The sequence below is a fragment of the Candidatus Laterigemmans baculatus genome (assembly GCF_010367455.1).
In the GTDB taxonomy this organism is placed as follows: Bacteria; Planctomycetota; Planctomycetia; order Pirellulales; family Pirellulaceae; genus Laterigemmans; species Laterigemmans baculatus.
Genome location: NZ_WRPR01000112.1, coordinates 72,409 through 88,502 on the forward strand (window position 1 = coordinate 72,409; position 16,094 = coordinate 88,502).

The following is a 16,094-nucleotide window of genomic DNA, read 5'->3' on the forward strand; positions in this document are numbered from 1 at the left end:
GAACCGTGGGCTAGCGCCCGGCGGCTGATCTATGCTCTGGTGCTACGGGCGTACTGGGGCTCTGTCACAACAGCCAGTTTTACCGCGACGCGTCCACGGTTTCTGCGGGGATCACCGGCAGGATGATGCGGCTCGGATGCGTCGCGTCGTGGTAGATCGTCTGTGTCGCCGTCTTTATCAGTCGGTGGCGATTGAGGGGCTCGCCGCTGTTGGGATTGACATCGAAACGGGGGAAGTTTGAGCTCGAAATATCGACTCGAATGCGATGTCCTTTTTTAAACACATTCGACGTCGGGTAGAGCTTGATCGTGAACTCATACACCTCGCCCGGCTCCATGAGCTTTTCTTCTTTCAGCGATTCGCGGAACCGCCCCCGGACGATGCCATCGCCGATGTTCAAGTCGAAGCCTCCCGGCCATTCGGCGCTGGGTGGATAGACATCGATCAATTTTGCGGTGAAGTCGGTATCGACCGCCGAGCTCGAGGCGTGCAGGCGGACTTCAATCTCACCAGTCACTTCGAGATCTTCTTGGAGTGGTTCGGACTGGAAGACGAGGACGTCGTTCCTCGCTGAGAGAGGAATTGGATCGAAGAAATTCCAGACGTGCGGTCCACCTTTCTGATCCCATGCTCCTTGGAGGAGGATGTCGTTGTGGGAGGAAATGTTACCGCCGATCGTAGGGACGGGATCGTTGGGATCGAATTGGAACTGGGTTGTCGAGGAGTCGCCCTTGGGTGGTTTGGTGGCCAGTCCGCCGTCGCCGTGGAGGTAGTAGTCGGTGTAGACGGTGCGGGCGAGCGGCCATTCGTGCTCGTCTCGCCAATACCCGCCATGCTCGATTCGGCCTTGGTCGTCCTTGCCGCCGTCGCCGGTTCCCATCACGAAGATTCGCACCGGAGTGGCGAACGGAGCTTCTTTGCCGACCGCATTATCGATGCCTTTGAGCCAATGGTCGTACCATTCCTTGCGCCATGCCCACTGGTCGGCGATCGCCGCGTCGCGACCAAAGGAAACTTGGCCGTGGGTGTAGCTCGACTGCCGACCATGAATCCACGGACCCATGATCATGTAGACCGGGCCCTTGATGGTTTTGCTGAGCGCTATGAAGTTAGCCGTGTTGTTTCCGGCCCAGGAGTCATACCAACCCGAGACGAGATAGACCGGGATGTCTTTGTATTTTTCCGGGGCGTCGACGATGTTGTTTTGCGCCCAAAACTCATCATTGGCTCCATGCTCCATGGCGGAGATCAGCCACTCCTCATACTCGGACGAAAGTTTGAGCGGCGTCATGCCGCGGCGTGTGGGAAGATTCCGAAGGTAGGTGAAACGCTGGTCGGCCATCTCTTTAAGGACTTCGGCGGTTCCCGGGTCCGTCGCTGCGTTGCTGCCACGACCGCCATTCAAAAAGATCCAGTTCCAGAATCGCATCTCGAACGCACCGGCGTTCCGCAGGCTCTGGCGGCCGAGGTTCGACATCGCATCGACCGGGATCACCGTCACGAGTTCGGGAGCGCCGGCCAGCGCCATCGCGTGCTGGGTTCCGCCGACGTAGGAGGTGCCAATCATCCCGATTCGGCCGTTGGACCAGGGCTGCTCACCGATCCAGGCGGCGCAGTCCACGCCGTCGCGGCCGTCGTCGGTCAGCATGTGCCAGACGCCTTCGGATTTATAGCGGCCTCGCGTGTCTTGGGCGACGAACACGTACCCGTGCGTCGCGTAGTAGACGCCGGCCGTCTCGGACCCGTCCTTGTTGTAAGGAAGCCGCGTGAGGATCACCGGCAGCGCTTCTTCGACCGGTTTGCCGTTCTTTGCCGGACGATAGATATCGGTTGCCAAGCGAACCCCGTCTCGCATCGGGACCATCACGTCGCGCTCGACGATGAAGTCCGCGGCCTGAACCGACGGCGGCGTCGTCCACGAAGGACCGATCCAGGCCTGGATCAAGAGGAGCGTGAACAACACGCAGGGACGGAACACCAATCGATGAGGCATGGCGCGCTGGTTCCGAGATATGGGTGGGAGGCGGGAGGTTGCAACAGACGTTCGGCTAATCATTACCCTCCCCCCGGGAGGGTCGGGCTCTTAGGCCCGGGGAGGGCCAGCTGAATCCATGTTCGCTCCGGGTTCTGCGTCTCGCATCGCCCTCCCCGCTCGTTCCTCGCGACCCTCCCGGGGGGAGGGTGTCGTTGAGGTTTCGGAGAACCGGGGGCTAGCGCCTGGCGGCTGATCAAACACAGTCGCCTTCGGCTTGCCGTTAAACAATGTTGCAGCGAACGGACTGCTATGGAACGCTCAGTTTAGTTGAACGTGCGCAGCAATTTGCGGCCGAGGAACAGATTCCAGATCTCCTCGGTGCCGAGCGGGCGTTGGCGGCCCTGCGTCGGGTGGTCGATCACTTCCAAGCCATCGGTGACGACCAGGCAGGCGGTCTCGTCGCGGACTGCGCGGGCGACGAGGGCATGTTCGTCCAAGATGAAGCCGAGCAGTACCGGCTCGAGCTGTTCAAAGCCCATGCGGTCGAGGTGCTCGACCAGCGGTTTGGCCAGCCGCTTCTGGGCCGCGTTCCAGCGTTCGGCGGGAACGGTGAAGATGTCTTCGTGCTCGGCTTGCCAGCCGGCGTAGATTGCATAGATGTCGTCGACCGGCAGATCGGCCACATCGGCTCCGACGGCGTGGACCATCGGCCCGGTGATCCCGACGTTCGAGTAGTTTCGCTCGCCCAGGTTGTATTCGAAGCGGACGAGGAAGCAGTCGGTCGGCGATGCGTAGCTTGGCCAGTACAGCGTCCGCCGATCGATGACTTCGACGGCCGTGGGCGGCACCGCCATCTGCTGGGGCTGCGAAAGCCAGAGCGCCATCTCGGCTTCGGCCCGCGCTTCGTCGGTCGTGTACTCTTCCGCAATTGCGTCGGCGAAGCCCAGTTCCTCGGCGTAAGCCATCACGCGGAGCCGGGTCGAAGGTTCAGCGGCGAGGGCCAGCAAGCGTTCGCGGCCTTCCTCGTTGCCAAGGCGCGCGAGCGCACCGGCCGCTTCGCTTTGGACGCGGCGATGGGCCAGCTCCATGGCTTGATTCAATTTGGGGATGGCTCCCTCCCAGCCGATCAAGCCAAACGCGTCGCAGAGCGAGACCGCCAGCGCCACCGCTTCGGACAAGACCTTCTGAACCTCCTCGACCGTGCTGCCAAAACTCCTCGGGTCCTCTTCGAATTGCCCGAGTCGACCGGAGACCCCACCGAGCAGCGCCGCGAGCGTCTCGCCTCGACTGCTTCCCGGATGTTCGCTGACGCGACCGGTGCGAGTTAGAAAGTTGGCCAAGTCGAGGATCGGCGCGGCGGCACTGGGGTGGGAAAGTGCATCGAAGGCGGCGGGAAAGAAGTCGCTCGGCTCCCAGTCGCGATGCTGCATCAGCGGGCTGAGCACTTGTCCCACCGCCATCCAGTCGTCCGGTGGTGAGGTAGCCAGCAGCTCGGCGAGCATCTGCAGCGACGCGGCAGTTCGGGCCGCCGCTAGCAGATACAGCAGCAGATGGCGGTTGGGAGTCCGCTCGGGGAGGGACTGGGCGAGGGTGCGAATCGCGGCCGGGTCGATCTTCGCCAGCACCGATCCGCGGCTGGAGCCCGGCGTCGTTTCCTCCGGCGAGCTGCTCGAAGAAGGCTCACGTGAAGGTTCGGGCGTCGCCGTCGCGGGGGCGTCGCTTGCGGCCGGCTCACTGGCAACCGCCCGCGCGGCGAGCTGCTGCAGGACGCGGAGCAAACCGCCCAGGATCGCCGGGTCGGAGGAGTCCAGCCGTTCGGCCCGCTCCCGCAATTGGATGATCAGGTCGGGGAGCGATGCCGGTTCGGCCGCGGCAAGTTGTTGAAGCGTCGCCCCGGCTGCAACGCGATCGGCGTCGGCCCCGAGCAACGATTGCACGGCCTCGGAGATTTGGATTTCGGACACGTTTTGCAATTCGTCTGAGCGTTTCGGGCACAAGCGAATATACGTCCGGCAAGCTGCAGCCGGGAGGCCCCTGTGGCTTCAGGTGGCCCAATCCATCACCCTCCCGGCGGGAGGGTGAAATCGAGGGCCGATATCTGCCCCCTCCCCCGATTCTGGTCTTGATTTGCCGGGAGGATTTGGTGAGTGTGCATGGCGAATGGCCACCGATGCTACCAGCCTCCCTCGCCCGGTTCCGTGGTATGACTCAGGCCCGCCCAGCCCCTGCCGTAACGACTCCGCCCGCCAGTGCCTCAGCCAGCGAGCGGCTGGCGGGTTTCGATCTGCTGCGGGTTGGGGCTGCGGTGGCCGTCGTCGTTCTGCACGCCACGGCTCCCTACTTGGCTCACCCGATGCCCGGGCTGACTTGGCCGGTGTTCGACCAGCCGAGTGCGATTGCCGACGCGGTGGGATGGGGGATCGAGCTGTCGATCATGCCGCTGTTCTTGATGATCGCAGGACTCTTCGCACTTCCTTTGTGGCAGCGGCACGGCGACCGCGGATTCGTGAAACATCGGGCGGTGCGGTTGCTCGGGCCGTTGGCTTTCGCCGCCGTGCTGATCCTGCCGATGGACTTGTACACGTGGCTGCTCGGCTGGGTCATCGAAGGGCAGATCGCGCTGCGCAAGATGCGGAGCCTGAAATTCGATCCCGGCGTCGACGATGGGTTGTGGGGGCTCAGCCACCTGTGGTTCCTGCACTATCTGTTCTTCTACTGCGTCGCCGCGGTCGCCGCCGTGCGGGCAGCGCGGTGGTTGGGCTCTGTCAGAAAACCTCGCCCCTCACCCCAACCCTCTCCCCCGCGATTCGCTGCGCGGCGGGGGCGAGGGAGCCTAAGGAGTCGGCGGACGAGCTCGCTGGTCGGGATGCTAGCGGGGCTCGCGCTGGTGGGCTGGGTGACGCTGGCCGCGGTCCCGGAAGTGGTGTTCGGTTTTCAGCACGCCTTCCTGCCCGTTCCCTCGAAGTGGATTTACTGTGGAACGTACTTCGTCGGCGGATTGCTGCTCGCGGCTGAGCCCCGGTTTCTCGAGTGGACGCGGCGGTGGGCGTTGCCGCTGACCCTAGGCGGCTTGGCCGCGACCGCGGTCGGGGTGGGACTCGGCTACGGATGGCTCGAAGGCCGCGGTGGAGTCCCGCTGCGGTTGCTGGCGACCGCTGTGACGGTCGTCACCGCATGGACGTTGTCGCTCGGGCTGGTCGGTTGGGCGTCCCGCACGACCACGCTTCGCCCGAGCTGGATCGGAGGTCGTCGCCTGCGCTATGCCGCGGCCGCTTCGTTTTGGGTCTACCTGATCCATCACCCGGTGATCGGTCTGATCCACATCGACTTGAAAGTCTACGCCCCGCAGTTGGCACCGGAGCTGAAAGTCGTGATCGCGACGGCCGTTGCGCTGTTGTTTTCCGGGCTCACGTTCGAGGTGCTCGTCCGCCGCTCACCGGTGGCTCGTTGGCTGGGGACCCCTTCGGAGTTTCGCAAGGGCTCGCGGCACAAACGCCCCGGATCGGGCCACAGCTCCGAGTCTCGTGGAGAAGCAGCCGAAGCGGCCGCGGCGTCCACCGTGGCGTTTGGGGGGCTGGCAGATAGCGGCGGGTTGGCAGATAGCGGGGGGCTACCAAATCACCTCGCCAAGCCCGCCGCGTGACAAGTCGCCGAGACTCCGCAGCCATCCGCCGTCCCAGCGACGCTGCTCGATGGCCGCCGCGGTCTCGGTCCCTGCACCACGTGCGAGGTCGTCCAACAGCAGTTGGAGGAACCCGCTCGGAGCGGCTGTCGGCGGGGTGAAGCACGGGGGACGCACCGGCGGGGGTGGATCGGCGGCTGAGGGAGTCGCGGCGGAGGCGGAGATCGCAGCGGCAAGGATCAGGATCGTCCCTCGCCGCATCGCGAAGCCGAGATCGGTCGAGTCGACCCTTCCGGCGGCGATCGTGCCGGCGACCATTTCCCATCCGCAGCGGGGGCCGGCTTGTCCACCGATGAGGATCGTGCCCCGCCGCATGCGGTGCCCGGTCGCCGCGGCTGCATTGCCCTGGACCACGACGCGACCGCCTCGCATTCCTGTCCGTTCGCCGCGGAGGGGGCCGCCGAGCGCTTCGCCCGCGTCGCCTGCGATTTCGATGACTCCGCCGCGCATTCCCGAGGCGGCCAGGGCGCCGACGGAGCCTTGCACGCGGACGATTCCGGCCGACATGCGGCGACCGAGCTGAGCTCCGGCCGAGCCTTCGACGACCAGCTCGCCTCCGGCCCAGGCGGTGCCGATGCCGTCGATGCGGCGGCAATCGCCTTCGAAGCCGAGCTTCTCATCGGCCCGCCCCGCGACGTCGAACCACGTCGCCACATCGGTCGCTTGGCAACCGATCCGTAGCGGCAGCCGCCGAATCTGGTCGGTCGAGAGCGGGCCGAGGCGTTCGAGCGTGAGCGAGGAGACGTCGAGCGCTGTGGGAGGCGTCGACCGCAGCCGGAGGGTCAGCGTCATGCGAGCACCTCGTGGAGATCAAAGCAGTGGCGTCCGAGCTTGCCGCCGTAGTTTCCGGCGGTGATCTCCAGTAACCCTCGCTCGCCAGCCGCCTCGCAGGCTGCGTGGATCCCGACCCGCATCGCTTCGGCGACTGCTCCCGGCGTGAGCCCATCGATGACGACTTCCAGGACCGCGTTGCTCCGCGCATCCAAGCCGGAGTCGACGGCGCCGCGGAGCGTGGGGCAATAGGCCTCGTTGACCGAGGCGACCAGCGCCGGGTACTTCGATCCGACTTTGGATCCGCTTCGCGTCGCCCCGCCTGCAAACGGGGTGATCACGTCGGGGAGCGGGCGGATCGCCGCCACGGCGGCCCGGCAGGCGAGCGCGACGACTTCGATCGACTCGCCAATTAGAAAAAAGTTGCCGCCGCCGACCGCATCGACGCGAGCCGTGTCTTCTTCACACAGGAACTCGCCATCCATCACGGGCACCCGCCAGTACCGCCGGCCGCCGATCGATTTCGAGATCTGATAACCGTCGCCGAAGTAGCGGAGAGTGCGGCCAAGGGGGACCCGCTTCTCACCATCGATTCCTGCGAACAGGGCGGTCGTCGGGCAAGTCAGTACGCACTGGCCGGCCCGCAGCGGGAGCTGCTTTTCGAGCGACTGGCCCGAGACGCCGAAAGCCAGAATCGCGACTCCCGGACGATGGTCCGGTGTTTCCTCGGGCGCTAGTTCCCGCTCGACCGCGATCTCGATCCCGCAGCCCACGACCGACGTTCCGAAGCCGGTCATCGCCGCCGCCGCGTCGCGAGCCCAACCCATATCGGCAGCGGTTACGATGACCCGAGTCGCCTTCATGTCGAAGGCTTCGGCAAATGTCGGAGCGATTGTTACGGAGCGGATTTGCATCAGCGGCAGGGATGGATCTCGGGGCGGGAGAGGATCGATGAGGCGAGTTCATCGTCGCTGATTCGGAGCGAACGCATCGACATCCCACCAGCGGCGGCGAACCGCTCGGCCAGTCGACTTTGTAGCCCCGGGTCGATCGCCGGACGGACCGTGTGCGTGATCGCTGCGTCGACCGAATCGACCAACCGACCGTCGCGGACGACCAGTTTCCCTCGGCGAAAGACATGCGTCGGACGGGCGAACATGGCTTCGATATCGTCGTCAGGCCGATAGACCGTCACGTCCGCGACCGCTCCAGCCGAGAGGTGCCCCAAGTCGCCGAGCCCCAACAGGTCGGCCGGTGCGGCGCGAGTCATCGTCGCGATGTCCCGTAGCGTGTACTGGCGGTCGAGTCCGCTCAATTGGCTCGCGGCGGCCGCATCGGAATGGATTTCCGCCAGCGCCGTGGCTCGGAACGAGCGGTCCATCAGCAAGCGGATCAAGTGCGGATACGTGGTGAAGGGTCCGCCGTTGGGATGGTCGGTCGTCAGGAACACGCGACTCGGATCGTCGACCATCAGGAACAACTCCAAGCCGATCGCCCATTGCAATGCGTTCACATAGCGGCGATGGCGATAACGGAAGGGGACCACGCCGCAGCCCGCTTCGCACTCGATGTCGAGGATTACGCTCTTGCGAGGAGTCGCCCGGCCGGTCCCTTGGAATTGGTGCATCGTGTCGGCGGAGATCGTGACGGTCTGGCCAAACATCACTTGCCCGACATCGATCGTCACGTTGGGGTTTTCCGCCACCGCCTTGGCCACTTGTTCGGCTCCCGAGGAGAAGCCCAGCGGTCCCTCTTTCCCGTAGCTGTGGAACTGCACGTGGGTTAGATGGATGCGGTGACCGTCGGCGGCCCGGATCGTTTTTAAAGTCGATTCGATGTTCCCGGCGACGCCGAGATTGCTGCCGTGGACGTGCAGCGGGTGCGGCAAGCCGATCTCTTCGACGGCTCGAGCCAGTCGCCGAATCACTTCTCCGGGCGTCACGCCGTAAGTCGGATGGGGATCGTCGACATCCAACATCCGCTGGTTGTACTTGAACGCATTGATCCCTCCGGCGTTGACGACTTTCACGCCGATGCACTGCGTCGCGGTGACCATGAAGGCGACGTAGGCATTGATCAGCGATTGCTCGACACCATCGCGAAGCATTCCGAGCAGCACGTCGTCGTTGCCGAGGATCACGTATCCGCCGGTGTCGATCAGCGGCGTGTCGGCCAGCTCGGCATGGGCGCCGCGGGCATTGCTCGGCAGCACCGCCGGTTCGAAACAAGCCGTGTAGCCCATTTCGATGTAGCGGCGGCCGGCGACCGGCGCTGAGGGCAAAAAGCCATCCGGACCGTTCCAGAGAAGCCCGCCCCCCTGTTGTACTCCGTGGCCCACCGCTTCTCCGCGGGGTCGCTCGGCTCGGTAACCAGCGGCGAGCAGCTCGGGGAGCAGCATCCGGGCGATCGTCGTCTTGCCGCCGCCGATGTGCGTGTGCAGGTCGATCGCTCCGGCCATCACCACGTGGCCGCTCAGATCGTAGCGGACGTCGACTTCGCTGGGCTGGGGGACGTCGCCCCGCAGGCGTCCGTCCTCGATGTACAGATTGCGAATGTCACCCGCCCAATTCTGCCGCGGATCGTAGACCGCGCCGCCCGCTAATTCGATCAGCACCGATCGGTCCTCCGCAGTTGGAGTTCCCCGAGAACCTCCGCGGCCGAAGGAAGCCCGCGGTCGAGCAAGGCGTGCAGCGGCAGGCATACCGCAGCGTCGCCACGGTAGGTGCTGGAGGCGAAATCGACTCCCGGAACACCGGCGGGAAGATAGACGTCGGCTCGCTCGGCCAGCTCCGCGTCGGCCATCCCCAGGACGATTAAGAAGGTGTCCTCCAGCGGCGGAGGTGGCGCCGTCGGGTACGGCTGCAGCCAGAGCGTGAGCTCGGCCGGAGTCGAGTTTTCCAGCAACTGCGGAGCCCCGCTGCCGAAATCGACGGGTCCGGAAAACCCGCTCAGCCAAGTCGACACGCTCCGCAGCGTGGTGTCGCTCGCCAACGAGACCAACACCGCTCGCCGCTCGCGGTTCAACTCTGTCGAGAGTCCGACGAGGGTTCCGGCGGCCAGCGGGTCGAGCGCTTCGGAGGACCACAGCCAACCGCTGTAGGTGGCGTCGGCGAGCCACGTCGCGATGCCGCTCGAGTCGGTTTTGCCCACCCGCAAGGCTCCCCTCGCTTCGGCGAGCAGGCGATGCAGATCGCCGCGGGCGACTTCGATGTGCGTGTATCGCTCGCCCGGTAGGCCCGCGATTCGAGACTCGCCGAGCGAGAGGAAGCGGCGGCGGGCCCGCTCCCCGACACGGGCGGGTGGGGCGGGACTTGGGGCAAGGAAGCGTTCGACCAGTCGCGGGCACTCGTCGGACGGATCGCCGAGGAGCACGACCGAGTCGGCACGCTGGGAGAGCTCCGCAAGGGTCGCCGCGACGACTCCCTCGCGTTCGATGGCTCGCCGCATCGCGGCGGAGGAAACGGATTCGGCGGCATCGACGACGCCACCGCAGGCCGCGGCCAAGCGGACAGCCGCCCGCGCGGTGGTGATGTCGATGATCGTGCCGCTGATCCGCAGGCTTGCCGCGCCGGCGACGCGGTCAGCGATCGACTCGGCCAGCACCGAGGCGGTCCGCCAAGCGGCGAGGCTGCTGAGCCGTGCGGACTCCGCAGCAACGCCTGCGAAACCCGCGTGGGCGCGAGGGCAATCGACTTCGTGCGGAACCAAGTGCGTCCCCTCAGCCCGGACGACCAGATCGTCGCAGCGCAGCGGGCAAAACGGACACGTGGCGAGCATCGGCGGGCTTTGGCGAGAGCAGGAACGGAGAGGGGAGCCCCAATGTAGTTTCCTGGGCTCATGCCATGTAGGCGCCGTGGACCAACCACCACCCTCCCCCCGGGAGGGTCGGGCAGTTTCTAGCCCCCTCTCCCCCGAAGGGAATCGCGGCAATCGCTAGACCTTCACCCCCGAACATTTTCGCGATTCTCTTTGGGGGAGAGGGTTGGGGTGAGGGGGTCTTAGCGGCTGGCAACCGGCCCCCTCACCCTAGCCCTCTCCCCCACGGCTTGGCTGCAGAACTTTCGTTCGCAGCCAAGCCGCGGGGGAGAGGGGACCGGAAAACTGCACGACCCCTGGGGGGAGGGCGATGTTTGAAGGTTCGCCCCCCTCAACACCGCCGGGGCGAGGCTTCTATGATAGCCGCCACACCGTGGCTCGCCCGACCGCTTCTGACCCTCCGGATGGTTCTTCGCCATGCTCGATCTGTACGACAAAGTTACCGAAGCCGCTGCGTTCATCCGGTCGCGATGGAGCGGGACGCCGCAGACCGGGCTGATCCTCGGAACCGGGCTTGGTGGGTTGGCCGCGGAGATCGAGACCGAAGCGACGATTTCCTACGAAGAGATTCCGCACTTCCCCAAGTCGACGACGACCAGCCATCGCGGACAACTGGTTTGCGGGAAGCTCGACGGCGTGCCGGTGATCGCGATGGAAGGCCGGTTCCACATGTACGAGGGATATCCGCTGAAGCAGATCACGCTGCCGATCCGCGTCTTCAAGGCACTCGGGGCCGAGATGCTGGTGGTCAGCAACGCCTGCGGAGGCTTGAACCCGAATTACAACTGCGGCGACATCATGTTGATCGAGGACCAGATCAATCTGATGGGGGACAATCCGCTGATCGGAATCAACGACGATCGCCTCGGGCCGCGGTTTCCTGACATGTGCGAGCCGTACGACCAACGGATGATCGACGTCGCGCTGGCGGTCGCTCGCCGCAACGACATCGTGGCCCACAAGGGTGTGTTCGTGGCGGTGGCGGGTCCGAATTTGGAGACGCGAGCGGAGTACCGTTACCTGCGAACGATCGGTGCCGATGTGGTGGGCATGAGCACGGTGCCGGAGACGATCGTGGCGGTTCACAGCGGGTTGAAAGTCATTGGGTTCTCGGTCGTCACCGACATGTGCTTGCCCGACGCGCTCAAGCCGGCCAGCGTCGAAGAGATTATCGCCGTGGCCACTCGCGCTGAACCGCAGCTGACTCGCTTGGTCCGCGAGACGATCGCCCAGGTCAATCAAGTTCGCATCGCCTGATTCGCAGGTCCGCTCGACAGATGATGATCGATTGTCGGATTACCGAAGCGGCCGCCGCGATCCGTGCTCGCATCGGCGATCGGATTCCTCGCGCCGCGGTGATTCTTGGAAGCGGCCTGGGAGGTTTCGCGGCGGCCATCGAGAATTCGCGATCGGTTCCCTTTACGGCGATTCCACACTTTGCCTGCAGCACCGCTGCGGGGCATCGCGGCGAGATCGTCGCGGGCGAGTTCGGCGCTCAGCGCACGCCGATCGTGGCGATGGCCGGTCGCCTGCACTGCTATGAAGGCTGGTCGCTCGACCAAGTCACTTTCCCGGTCGCCGTCCTGGCGGCGCTCGGAGCGGAAGTGTTGATCGTCAGCAATGCGGCGGGAGGGTTGCACGCCGATTTCTGCGTCGGCGACATCATGGTGCTCCGCGACCACATCAACCTGCTTCCCGGCTCGAGGGGCGATGGCCGGCCTGGCGTCGCGGCGGTGGACGCCTGCGGATACCGGCCTCGCACCGCTCGGGCGGACGCGGTCTACGACCCGGAGCTGGCCCGCGTGGCGCTTGACGCGGCAGAGCAAGGGGCGTTTGCCGCCTACCACGGCACTTATCTGGCGACGCTTGGCCCAAATTACGAGACCCGCGCCGAGTACCGGATGATGCGGCACTTCGGCGCCGACGCGGTGGGAATGAGTACCGTACCCGAAGTCCTCGAAGCGAGCCGCCGAGGGATGCGAGTGTTGGCGCTGTCGATGATCAGCAATCTAGCCTTCCCCAAAAACTGGGCTGATCCCACCGCCCCGCAGCCCACCGATCACGAGCATGTGCTTGAAGCCGGCGAGCGGGCGGAGCCAAAGCTGCGAAGGATCATCGAAGAAGTGCTCCACGCGACTCAGGCGGCGAGGACGCTCGTGCAGTGACCGCAGCGGCGGGCTTTGATCGGAATCTCCATCTGGCACTCCGGGCACGTCTTGGTGGTCGGCGAGGGGGTCTCTGGGCTCGCTTCGAACTGGCGGCGGATGCGGTTCATCAGCTTGACGACCAAGAACAGCGCGGCGGCGATGATCAGCAGGCTGATCAGCGAGTTGATGAATAATCCGTACTGGATCGCCACCGGTTCGTCGCCCGGGACCGGGAGGTTGACCGCCAACTCGGAGAAGTCGGCGCCGCCGGTCAAATAGCCAATCGGGGGCATGAGAATATTGTCGACCATTGATTTGACGACCGCTCCGAAGGCAGTCCCGATCACGATCCCGATCGCCATGTCGATCATGTTGCCGCGGAGGGCGAACTCCCGAAACTCTTTCAGCATGCTCATCGATTCTATCCTTGTCGTGATTGACGGCCCGTTCGCATGTCTGCTGAGCCGCAGGCGCTAGCCTCGGGCCTCGTGGCGTTCAAAGTCGCGACAGAACGCCGCGAAACGGTGGGTCAAATCAGCCGCCACGCGCTAGCCCGGATTATTCATCAGCCGCCGGGCGCTAGCCCCCGGTTCTCGAAAACGCCGCAAGAACCGGACGCTAGCGCGTGGCGGCTGATGAATAATCCGAACTAGCACCCTCGGATTCCCCGGCGGCTATCGTCTCAATGAGATTTATAGACGCAAGCGGCGGTCTGCAAGGGCGAGCGAGCTGCGAACGGCCCGGCTTCCCCCCCTTTTCCCCTGAGGCGATAGAATGCCCCCTGCCCCTTCCCCACCAGCTGCTGCCCGCTGACGCCCTCGCGAGGCGCTTCTCACGCTCGAGCGAACTGCTGCTTCATGACTTTGACGTTGATCTTCGTAGCTGTGTTACTGCTGGTGGGCGTGCTGCTGCGGATGTACGTACCGCTCTTTCGCTGGCTCTACATTCCCGCTTCCGTGATCGCCGGGAGCATAGGGCTGGCGATCGTCAGCTATGCAACGCTGGGAGTCACCTTCGCGGATTCTGATGTGCAGCGGTGGGGCGTGCGGGTCGACCAAACGCTCCAGTCGTGGCCGGGCTGGCTGATCGCGGTGGTGTTTGCCGGGTTGCTGCTGGAGCGTCAAACGGGCCTTCGCGGCGAGAATGTGCGGCGGGCGCTTCGCGAAGGTCTGATGGTCTGGATCATCGTCCTCGGCCAGACCGCGACGGGATTGCTGATCACGTGGCTGTTGATTCGCCCCTTCTACGACTTGCCCAACTCGATCGGGATGTTGATCGAAACGGGATTCGCCGGCGGCCACGGCACAGCCGCGGCGATGGGGCAAGTCTTCACCCATCCGGAGATCGGACTGGCCGCTGGACGCGATCTGGGAATGCTGATGGCGACCGCCGGATTGGTTTACGGAATCGTCTCGGGAATCGTGTGGATCAACATCGGGGTCCGAGCCGGCTGGGTTTCAGCGACGGTTGCAGATTCCGCAGCGGCGTCGGGCCGCAGTGGCGTGGCGGCTCCACCGGTCGAGCGGACGCCGATCGGGTACTCGGTGATCGACCACGACGTGCTCGATCCGCTGCTGCTGCAGATGGTGTGGCTGGCCTTGGCGTTTGGAATCGGGCTGGGGCTGCAAACGCTCGTCGGCCTCGCGGCGGAAGAGATCGATCGGGTCTGGATGGCGCCGGCAGCAGCGTCATCGGCGGCCCCCGAGGTTGCCGCGGACGATGCCGCTCCCTCGGGGGCAGTGGGAGACTCGGGCGAAGCGGGCGCGACCCAAGCGGGAGAGGCGGAGCTCGGGCGGCGGATGAACGTGGTCGCCGCGCTAGGCAGTTTCCCGCTGTTCATCTACACCTTGTTCGGAGGCGGGATCGTGCGGCTCGTGCTCCACCAGAGCGGCCGGGGCGATTGGATCGACGCGGCGAGTCTGCAGCGGCTTACGGCGGTGGCGATGGACATCCTGGTCGTCGCGGCGATCAGCTCTCTGGACTTGATTGCGGTGGCCAGCCTGTGGGTCCCGTTCACCTTGTTGTTTATCGGCGGGGTGGTTTGGACGGCGATCTGCTTGCTGGGAATTTCGAGGCGCGTTTTGCCCCGCGAGCACTGGTTCGAGCTGGGGTTGATCAACTACGGAATGTCGACCGGAGTGACGGCGACCGGGTTTGTGCTGCTGCGAATCGTCGACCCCGAGCTGCGGACCGCCGCGGCGGAAGATTATGCGTTGGCCGCTCCGCTCTCCGCCCCTTTCATCGGCGGCGGTGTGCTGACGATCGCCCTGCCGCTCTTGGTTCTCGAGAGGGTTCCAATCGCCGCGACGGCGGTCGGGCTCGCAGCGGTCGTCGCCGGGTTGATCTGGTACGGAGTGAGAATCGCCAAGCGAGCGCGAGGACTGAGTACTGAGCACTGAGTACAGAGGCGCTAGTTCGCGGCGGGCAGAATCTTTTCCAGGTGCTCGAGCGTGCGATTCGTCGCGCCTTGATGCCGCTCGATGACTTCGCGAGCCGCGGCTCCCATTCGCTCGGCTTGCTCGGGGGTGGCGAGCATCCGCGCGACGAATTCGACCAGCGCGTCCCGGTCGGTGACGACTTCCGCGGCTCGGGCTGCGAGCAGCTCCTCGACGATGTCGCGGAAGTTGCGGGTGTTGGGGCCAAAGCAGACGGCCGCTCCGTAGCCAGCCGGCTCGAGCATGTTTTGCCCACCGCGGCTTCCCAAGCTGCCGCCGACGAACGCCACGGTCGCCAGTCCCCACCAGCTGCGGAGTTCGCCGATCGAGTCGACCAGGACCACGGTGCGGGGGTCCCATTCACGAGCGGGAGCGGCCAGCTCGCTGCGGCGGCGGCAGAGGAAACCGTGCCGCTGGATCTCCGCGGCCACTTCGTCGAACCGTTCGGCATGCCGCGGGACGAGGATCATCCGCAGTTCGGGAGACCGCTCGAGCAGCGCGGCGTAGGCCTCGAGCGCGACTGCTTCCTCACCGGCTTGGGTGCTGCCGGCGACGAAGATCGGCTGTTCGGGAGCGGCGGCGACGAGGCGGCGGAAACTGCGAATCGCCTCGGTCTCTCGGCTCAGCGGCGCGTCGTCGAACTTGGTCGAACCGGTCACCGCGATCGCGGCCGGATCGGTCCCGAGCCGCGCAAAACGGTCGGCGTAGGTTTCGTTTTGGGCGGCGACCAGGCTGAGCCGGGCGAAGGTCGGAGCGATCAGCGGTCGCAGACGCTGGTAACCGCGGAACGACGTCTCGCTCAATCGCCCGTTGATGACGGCGACCGGGATCCCGTGCCGCTTGGCTTGGCGAATCAGGTTGGGCCAGACTTCCAGCTCGGCCAAGACGAGCGCGTCGGGACGAACCGTTCGCAGCGAGCGCTCGACCGCCCAGCTGAAATCGAGCGGGCAGTAAAACACGTGCTCGGGCGGAAACCGCTTGAGGGCCAGCTCGTATCCGGTCGCCGTCGTCGTGCTGACGACGATCTCCAGGTCGGGCCGTCGCTCGCGGAGCCGAGCGACGAGTCCGCCGAGCAGATTGACTTCGCCGACACTGACGGCGTGGAACCAGACTCGCGGCCGCGTCGGCTCAGGAAGTTCGACCCGTCCGCGGAGCTTGGCCTGCCAGCCGCGGCGGTACTTGCCCTGCCGGATCGCTCGCGAAGCCAACACCGGCGAGGCGAGCAGAATGGCGACCAGGTAGACGAGGTTCAGCAGCATCGGCGGAGA

Annotated in this window: 12 protein-coding genes; 4 read left to right on the top strand and 8 right to left on the bottom strand. The window is 65.4% G+C overall.

Annotation, left to right across the window (positions count from 1 at the left end; translation table 11 throughout):
* Window positions 1-79: 79 nt before the first annotated feature.
* Window positions 80-1,993 carry a CocE/NonD family hydrolase gene (locus tag GNK13_RS18380; RefSeq protein ID WP_164104014.1) on the bottom strand — a complete coding sequence of 638 codons (1,914 nt, stop codon included), beginning with the start codon at window positions 1,991-1,993 and terminating at the stop codon, window positions 80-82.
* Between the two features lie 305 nt (window positions 1,994-2,298).
* A complete protein-coding gene (locus GNK13_RS18385; RefSeq protein WP_164104015.1) occupies window positions 2,299-3,939 on the bottom strand; it encodes a HEAT repeat domain-containing protein in 1,641 nt (546 codons plus the stop codon).
* Window positions 3,940-4,178: 239 nt separating this feature from the next.
* Between GNK13_RS18385 and GNK13_RS18390 the strand changes: the two genes are divergently transcribed.
* A complete protein-coding gene (locus tag GNK13_RS18390) occupies window positions 4,179-5,618 on the top strand; it encodes an acyltransferase family protein (protein WP_164104016.1) in 1,440 nt (479 codons plus the stop codon).
* Here GNK13_RS18390 and GNK13_RS18395 read toward each other — a convergent pair.
* Genes GNK13_RS18395 through GNK13_RS18410 form a run of 4 tightly spaced genes read right to left on the bottom strand, consistent with a single transcriptional unit; the run spans window position 5,586 to window position 10,205 of the window.
* The gene (locus GNK13_RS18395; RefSeq protein ID WP_164104017.1) at window positions 5,586-6,449 is read right to left on the bottom strand and encodes a formylmethanofuran dehydrogenase subunit C; all 864 of its coding nucleotides are present in this window, start codon (window positions 6,447-6,449) and stop codon (window positions 5,586-5,588) included. The genes GNK13_RS18390 and GNK13_RS18395 overlap by 33 nt on opposite strands.
* Entirely contained in the window at window positions 6,446-7,342 is an 897-nt protein-coding gene (fhcD, locus tag GNK13_RS18400) for a formylmethanofuran--tetrahydromethanopterin N-formyltransferase (RefSeq protein ID WP_164104018.1), read from the bottom strand. Before fhcD ends, GNK13_RS18395 begins: the two co-directional genes overlap by 4 nt.
* Window positions 7,342-9,042, bottom strand: coding sequence for a formylmethanofuran dehydrogenase subunit A (locus GNK13_RS18405; protein WP_235935330.1), 1,701 nt, complete (start codon window positions 9,040-9,042; stop codon window positions 7,342-7,344). Before GNK13_RS18405 ends, fhcD begins: the two co-directional genes overlap by 1 nt.
* Entirely contained in the window at window positions 9,036-10,205 is a 1,170-nt protein-coding gene (locus GNK13_RS18410; RefSeq protein WP_164104020.1) for a hypothetical protein, read from the bottom strand. The genes GNK13_RS18405 and GNK13_RS18410 overlap by 7 nt, the downstream gene beginning before the upstream one ends.
* Before the next feature lie 456 nt (window positions 10,206-10,661).
* Between GNK13_RS18410 and GNK13_RS18415 the strand changes: the two genes are divergently transcribed.
* Together GNK13_RS18415 and GNK13_RS18420 are read left to right on the top strand one after the other, a co-directional pair.
* A complete protein-coding gene (locus GNK13_RS18415) occupies window positions 10,662-11,501 on the top strand; it encodes a purine-nucleoside phosphorylase (RefSeq protein ID WP_164104021.1) in 840 nt (279 codons plus the stop codon).
* Window positions 11,502-11,521: 20 nt separating this feature from the next.
* Window positions 11,522-12,409, top strand: coding sequence for a purine-nucleoside phosphorylase (locus GNK13_RS18420; RefSeq protein WP_203329135.1), 888 nt, complete (start codon window positions 11,522-11,524; stop codon window positions 12,407-12,409).
* Here the strand turns inward: GNK13_RS18420 and mscL are convergent.
* Entirely contained in the window at window positions 12,382-12,807 is a 426-nt protein-coding gene (gene mscL, locus GNK13_RS18425; protein ID WP_203329136.1) for a large-conductance mechanosensitive channel protein MscL, read from the bottom strand. The genes GNK13_RS18420 and mscL overlap by 28 nt on opposite strands.
* Window positions 12,808-13,248: 441 nt before the next feature.
* Here mscL and GNK13_RS18430 point away from each other — a divergent pair, with 441 nt between their 5' ends.
* The gene (locus GNK13_RS18430; protein WP_164104023.1) at window positions 13,249-14,790 is read left to right on the top strand and encodes a sodium/glutamate symporter; all 1,542 of its coding nucleotides are present in this window, start codon (window positions 13,249-13,251) and stop codon (window positions 14,788-14,790) included.
* An 11-nt stretch (window positions 14,791-14,801) separates the two neighbouring features.
* Here the strand turns inward: GNK13_RS18430 and GNK13_RS18435 are convergent, their stop codons facing one another.
* Window positions 14,802-16,085 carry a 3-deoxy-D-manno-octulosonic acid transferase gene (locus GNK13_RS18435; RefSeq protein WP_164104024.1) on the bottom strand — a complete coding sequence of 428 codons (1,284 nt, stop codon included), beginning with the start codon at window positions 16,083-16,085 and terminating at the stop codon, window positions 14,802-14,804.
* Window positions 16,086-16,094 lie beyond the last annotated feature (9 nt).